Source organism: Modestobacter muralis, assembly GCF_010682105.1.
Classification (GTDB): Bacteria; Actinomycetota; Actinomycetes; order Mycobacteriales; family Geodermatophilaceae; genus Modestobacter; species Modestobacter muralis.
Window position 1 is genome coordinate 70,464 of sequence record NZ_JAAGWH010000015.1, and the last position, 6,323, is coordinate 76,786.

Consider the following 6,323-nt stretch of genomic DNA (forward strand, 5'->3'; position numbering starts at 1 on the left):
CGCGGAGCGCGTCGCGGGGGGCGAGAGGGTCCTTCGTCAGAGCCCGGGCAGGTACCGCTTGAGCTCGAAGGGCGTGACGTTCTGCCGGTAGGAGTTGAACTCCTCCCACTTGTTGCGCAGGAAGAAGTCGAACACGTGCTCGCCGAGGGTCTCCGCGACCAGCTCGCTGCCCTGCATCGCCGTGAGCGCCTCGCCCAGGGAGACCGGGAGGTCCTCGTAGCCGGCCGCACGCCGCTCGGTGTCGGTGAGCGACCAGACGTCGTCCTCGGCCTCGGGCGGGAGCTCGTAGCCCTTCTCGATGCCGCGCAGGCCGGCGGCGAGCAGGACGGCGAAGGTCAGGTACGGGTTGCACGCGGAGTCCGGCGAGCGGACCTCGACCCGGGCGGAGTTGCCCTTGTTCGGCTTGTACGAGGGCAGTCGCACCAGCGCTGAGCGGTTGGCCCGGCCCCAGGTCGCCGCGGTCGGGGCCTCGGTGCCGGCGAGCAGACGGCGGTAGGAGTTGACCGTCTGGTTGGTGACGGCGGTCATCTCCCGGGCGTGGGTGAGCAGCCCGGCGATGAACTGCTTGCCCGTGGTCGACAGCTTCATCGGGTCGGCCGGGTCGTGGAAGGCGTTGCGGTCGCCCTCGAACAGCGAGACGTGGGTGTGCATCGCGGAGCCGGCCAGCTCGGTGAACGGCTTGGGCATGAAGGTGGCGTGCACGCCCTGGGCCAGCGCGACCTCACGGACGACGTGGCGCAGCGTCATGATGTTGTCGGCCATCGACAGCGCGTCGGCGTACCGCAGGTCGATCTCCTGCTGGCCGGGCGCGACCTCGTGGTGGCTGAACTCCACCGAGATGCCCATCGCCTCCAGCGCGAAGACCGCCTCGCGGCGGAAGTCGTGGGCCACGTTGTGCGTGGAGAGGTCGAAGTAGCCGCCGGTGTCGGCCGGCTCCGGCGCCCGCCCGTCGGTGGGGAGGTCCTTGAGCAGGAAGAACTCGATCTCGGGGTGCGTGTAGAACGTGAAGCCCATGTCGGCGGCCTTGGCCAGCGCGCGCCGCAGCACGTGCCGGGGGTCGGCCCAGGCCGGTGAGCCGTCGGGCAGCGTGATGTCGCAGAACATCCGCGCCGTGTCGCTGCCCTGCCCGCGCCTGGCCGGCATCACCTGGAACGTCGCCGGGTCGGGCTTGGCGAGCATGTCGGACTCGTAGACCCGGGCGAAGCCCTCGATCGCCGAGCCGTCGAAGCCGATGCCCTCCGCGAACGCCGCCTCGATCTCGGCCGGTGCCACCGCAACGGCCTTGAGATAGCCCGAGACGTCGGTGAACCACAGCCGCACGAAGCGGATGTCGCGCTCCTCCAGGGTGCGCAGGACGAACTCCTGCTGGCGGTCCATGCTCGCCATCGTGGCCTCCGGGCGTTGCGGGGGTGTTACGTGGCCCCCAGCCTGCCTCCTGTGGCGAGCGCCCGGGCGTTCGATCGGCCGCGTGTCGTGCTCAGCGCGCCAGGGCGGAGCCGGCCTGCCAGTCGGCCCAGTCGGCGTTCCAGTCGCCGAAGCCGTCCCAGACCTCCATGGCCGGGCCGGCGTTCGCGACCTCCACGACGTCGCCGCGGCCGAAGTTCTCGTAGAACCAGCCGGCGTCGGCCACCGAGACGTTGAGGCAGCCGTGGGAGACGTTGCGGCGTCCCTGGTCGCGGACCGACCACGGGGCGCCGTGCACGAAGATCCCTGAGTTCGACAGCCGTGAGGCGTACTCGACCGGCGTCTCGTAGCCGCCGGGGGCGTCCAGCGGGACGCCGTAGCTGGCCGAGCGCATCGTGTACTCCCGCGACTGCTGCATCACCACGTAGGTGCCGGTGGGCGTGGGGCTGCTGCTCCTGCCCAGCGACGTGGGCATCTCCCGCACCAGCTGGTCGTCGACGTAGAGCCGCAGCACCCGCTCCGTGGCGTCCACGGTGGCGACCTTCTTCGCGCCGACGTCGAACTCCACGTGCTCGCTCTGCTGGCCGTGCACGCCGTCGCCGACGTGCACGCCGTAGACGTCGACGTCGACCGCGACGTGGGTGCGCGCCGGCCAGTACCCCTGCGGCCGGTAGTGCACGGTGCGGTCCGACAGCCACGACCACGAGCCGGTGACCGGCGGGGTGCTGGTGACGTGCAGCTGCCGTTCGACCGCGGCCCGGTCGGTGACGTCCTCGTCGAAGGTCACCGAGATCGGCTGGCCCACCCCGACGGTGGCCGCGTCGGAGGGGAAGACGGTGGGCAGGGTCAGCGTGCGTGGGGTGACCGTGCTGATCCCCCCCGGTGCGGACGGTCGTCGTCCCGGCGCCGTCGCTGGCCTCGGCGACGACGGCGTAGGTGGTGCCGTAGGCCAGTTCCCCGCCGGCCACCCACGACGTGCCGTCGGCGGCGATCGTGTCGGGGACGACGGTGCCGTCGGCGGCCCGGACGTCGACCGAGGTGAGCGTGCCGTTGCCGGCGCTGACGAACAGCGGGGTCACCGGTGCGACGTCCACGGAGTCCAGCGGCGGGTCGGTGCTGATGACCACCGGATCCGGTTCCGGGGCCGGCGGCGGTGTGGTCACCGCCGGGACGGGAGCCGGTGCGGCGGCGGGCTCCTCGCCGTGCGCGGCCTGGCAGGCCGGCAGCCCGAGCACCAGCGGGGCGGAGAGGACGGCGACGGAGCGGGTGGCAGCGGAACGGGTGGCGACGGAGCGGGTGGCGACGGAGCGGGACCCGGAGCCGGTCATGGAGACCTCAGAGGCGGCAGGCGCAACGACACGACAGGAACGACATCGACCGTATCGGCAGGCAGTGGCGGGAGTGTGACACGACACAGCCGGTCGGGGCAGTCCCCGCCTGGTCACCCGGACCGGACGACGACCAGACTGTGACGTGTGACTGCACCGGTACAGCTGCGCGTCGCACTGGCCCAGGTCGACCCCCGGGTCGGTGACCTCGCCGGCAACGCGGACCTCGTCGTCGACTGGACCCGGCGCTCCGCCACCGACGACGCCCACCTCGTCGTCTTCCCGGAGATGACCCTCACCGGCTACCCCGCCGAGGACCTCGTGCTGCGGGAGTCCTTCGCACGGGCCAGCGAGCAGACCCTGGTCGACCTGGCCGCCCGGCTGGCCGCCGACGGGCTCGGTGACACCGCCGTCGTCGTCGGCTACCTGGCGCACACCGAGGGCAGCGGTCCGGCCCCGGTGGACCGGACGCCCACCGACGCCGAGGACTCCCCCGGCGACGCCAACCCCCGGCACGGCGCCCCGCGCAACGCCGCCGCCCTGCTGCACGGCGGGCGCGTGGTGGCCCGCTACCACAAGCGCCACCTCCCGAACTACGGCGTCTTCGACGAGGCCCGCTACTTCGTGCCCGGCACCGAGCTGCCGGTCGTGCGGCTGCACGGCGTCGACGTGGCGCTGACCATCTGCGAGGACCTGTGGGTCGAGGGCGGCCCGTGCGGCGTCGCCGGGCAGGCCGGGGTCGACCTCGTCGTCTCCCCCAACGCCTCCCCCTACGAGCGGGCCAAGGACGACCTGCGGCTGCCCCTGGTGCAGCGCCGCGCCGCCGAGGCGCACGCCCCGATCGTCTACTGCAACCAGGTGGGCGGGCAGGACGAGCTGGTCTTCGACGGCGACTCGCTGGTGGTCACCGCCGCGGGTGAGCTGCTGGCCCGCGCGCCGCAGTTCGTCGAGCACCTGCTCACCGTCGACCTCGCGCTGGACACCGCCGCGGTGACCGAGCGGCGCGAGGGCCGGATCGGGCCGATGACGGTCACCCGGCACGTGCTGAGCGAGGAGCCCGTCGCCACGTTCGAGGCCCGCCCGGGCACCGTCGCCGACCCGCTCGCCGACGCCGAGGAGGTGTGGCGGGCGCTGGTGCTGGGGCTGCGGGACTTCATCGACAAGAACGGCATGCCCTCGGTGGTGCTCGGCATGTCCGGCGGCATCGACTCCGCGCTCGTGGCCGCCCTCGCCGTCGACGCCCTGGGTGCTGCCCGGGTGCACGGCGTCGGCCTGCCCAGCGAGTACTCCAGCGAGGGGTCGCTCACCGACGCCGCGGACTCCGCGCAGCGGCTGGGCATGCACTACTCCGTCGTCCCGATCGCGCCGATGGTCGAGGCCTACCGCAGCTCGGTGGAGCTGTCGGGCGTCGCGGCGGAGAACCTGCAGGCGCGGGTGCGCGGCACGCTGCTGATGGGGCTGTCCAACCAGCACGGGCACCTGCTGCTGGCCACCAGCAACAAGAGCGAGGTGGCCGTGGGCTACTCGACGCTCTACGGCGACGCCGCCGGCGGGTTCGCCCCGATCAAGGACGTGCTCAAGACCCTGGTCTGGGAGCTCGCCCGCTGGCGCAACGCGTACGCCCGCGACCGCGGCGAGGTCGAGCCGATCCCGCAGAACTCGATCGACAAGCCGCCGTCGGCCGAGCTCGCGCCCGGCCAGCAGGACAGCGACTCGCTGCCCAGCTACGAGGAGCTCGACGCCGTGATCACCGACTACGTCGACCGCGACCTCGGCATGGCCGAGCTGCTCGAGCGCGGCCACGACCCGGCGATCGTGGCCCGGGTGCTGCGGATGATCGACCTCGCGGAGTTCAAGCGCCGCCAGTCCGCGCCGGGCACGAAGATCTCGCTCAAGGCCTTCGGCCGGGACCGCCGGCTGCCGATCACCAACCGCTGGCGGGAGAGCCTGCCCAGCGTCGTCGAGGGAGCCCAGTCGTGACCGAGTCGGTGCTCTACGGCGGGACGTCGACGGCGCGGGTGCGGGTGCACCACCTGCGCCAGGCCAAGGAGCGGGGTGAGCGCTGGGCGATGCTGACCGCCTACGACACCCACTCGGCGCAGGTGTTCGAGGAGGCCGGCATCCCGGTGCTGCTGGTGGGTGACTCCGCGGGCAACGTCGTCCTCGGCCAGACGTCCACCGTGGCCGTCACCGTCGAGGACATCTTGCTGATGACCCGCGCGGTCACCCGGTCCACGACGCGGGCGCTGGTCGTGGCCGACCTGCCCTTCGGCAGCTACGAGGCCTCGCCCGAGCAGGCCTTCGCCACCGCGGTGCGGATGATGAAGGAGGGCGGGGCGCAGGCGGTCAAGCTCGAGGGCGGGGTGCGGGTCGCGCCGCAGATCCAGCTGCTCACCCAGGCCGGCATCGCCGTCATGGCCCACATCGGGTTCACGCCGCAGAGCGAGAACGCCCTGGGCGGCTTCCGGGTGCAGGGCCGCGGCGCCGGTGCGGAGCAACTGCTCGCCGACGCGCGCGCCGTGCAGGAGGCGGGCGCGTTCGCCGTCGTCATGGAGATGGTCCCGGCCGCGATCGCCGCGCAGGTGACCGCGGAGCTGGCCATCCCCACCATCGGCATCGGTGCGGGACCCGACTGCGACGCCCAGGTGCTGGTCTGGCCGGACATGGCCGGGATGACGTCGGGCCGGGTGCCGCGGTTCGTCAAGCGCTACGCCGACCTGCGCGGGGAGCTGCTGCGGGCGACCCAGGAGTTCGCCACCGAGGTCCGCGACGGCACCTTCCCCACCGCCGAGCACAGCTTCGACTGAGGCATTGGTACCTCTCCATGCGTCTCGGGGTCGTGAACGCATGGAGAGGTACCAATGCCTGGGTGCTCAGACGTCGGTGATGCGGACGCCGGCGTGGGCCTTGTAGCGACGGTTGACCGACACCAGGTTGATGGTCAGGGCCTCCACCTGGCGGGCGTTGCGCAACCGGCCGGCGTAGACCCCGCGCATGCCCGGCAACCGCCCGGCCAGCGCCTGCACCAGGTCGGTGGCCTCGCGCACGTCGCCGACCACCATCACGTCCCCCTCCAGGGTGGGCTGGGACAGGTCCTCCAGCGTCACCGCCGAGAGGTGGTGGAAGGCCCCGACGACATGACTGTCGGGCAGCAGGACCGCGGCCTGTTGGCAGACGCTGCCCTCGACGACGTCGAGCACGTAGGCGCCCAGCTCGTCCCAGCCCATCGGCACGACGCAGTCGACGACGACCTTGCCGGCCAGCGGCGTGGCCAGCTCGGCGAGGGTGTCGGCGTGCCCGGCGTACGGCACGGCGATGACCACCAGGTCCGCAGCACCCGCGACGTCGACGTTCGAGCCTCCGCGCACCGACACCTCACCGGCACCGGCGACGGCTGCGGCGCGGGCCGCCACCTCGGTGGCGACCTCCTCGGCCCGCTCGGCGTCCCGGGACCCGAGCAGCACCCGCTGCCCGGCCGCGGCCAGACGCACCGCCAGCCCGCGGCCCTGCGGCCCGGTCCCCCCGAGCACGCCGACGACGAGGTCCTCCACCGCGCGTCCGTCCGTCACGACCCCTCCTGACCTGCGCGGG

5 protein-coding genes and 1 pseudogene are annotated in these 6,323 nt (G+C 72.9%); 2 read left to right on the forward strand and 4 right to left on the reverse strand.

Features of this window, described 5'->3' with window-relative positions:
- Positions 1–36: 36 nt before the first annotated feature.
- The 3 genes and pseudogenes from glnA to GCU67_RS22995 form a co-directional block, all read right to left on the reverse strand.
- Entirely contained in the window at positions 37–1,377 is a 1,341-nt protein-coding gene (gene glnA / locus GCU67_RS07945; RefSeq protein ID WP_163610564.1) for a type I glutamate--ammonia ligase, read from the reverse strand.
- Between the two features lie 100 nt (positions 1,378–1,477).
- On the reverse strand, positions 1,478–2,278 hold the full coding sequence (locus tag GCU67_RS22350) for a L,D-transpeptidase (RefSeq protein WP_338104866.1): 801 nt from the start codon (positions 2,276–2,278) through the stop codon (positions 1,478–1,480).
- A gap of 22 nt (positions 2,279–2,300) precedes the next feature.
- Positions 2,301–2,732: pseudogene (locus GCU67_RS22995) on the reverse strand (Ig-like domain-containing protein); the annotation flags it as partial.
- 147 nt (positions 2,733–2,879) lie between these two features.
- Between GCU67_RS22995 and GCU67_RS07960 the strand changes: the two are divergent.
- Together GCU67_RS07960 and panB are read left to right on the forward strand one after the other, a co-directional pair.
- Positions 2,880–4,712 carry an NAD+ synthase gene (locus tag GCU67_RS07960; RefSeq protein WP_163610566.1) on the forward strand — a complete coding sequence of 611 codons (1,833 nt, stop codon included), beginning with the start codon at positions 2,880–2,882 and terminating at the stop codon, positions 4,710–4,712.
- A complete protein-coding gene (gene panB, locus GCU67_RS07965; protein ID WP_163610567.1) occupies positions 4,709–5,539 on the forward strand; it encodes a 3-methyl-2-oxobutanoate hydroxymethyltransferase in 831 nt (276 codons plus the stop codon). Before GCU67_RS07960 ends, panB begins: the two co-directional genes overlap by 4 nt.
- A gap of 66 nt (positions 5,540–5,605) precedes the next feature.
- Here panB and npdG read toward each other — a convergent pair whose 3' ends face one another.
- Positions 5,606–6,301: an NADPH-dependent F420 reductase gene (npdG, locus tag GCU67_RS07970; protein ID WP_163610568.1), complete on the reverse strand. Its 696-nt coding sequence runs from the start codon at positions 6,299–6,301 to the stop codon at positions 5,606–5,608.
- Positions 6,302–6,323 lie beyond the last annotated feature (22 nt).

Coding starts and splice junctions, on each gene's coding strand:
- glnA (WP_163610564.1), bottom strand. CDS start 1,377: ATGGACCGCCAGCAGGAGTTCGTCCTGCGCACCCTGGAGGAGCGCGAC.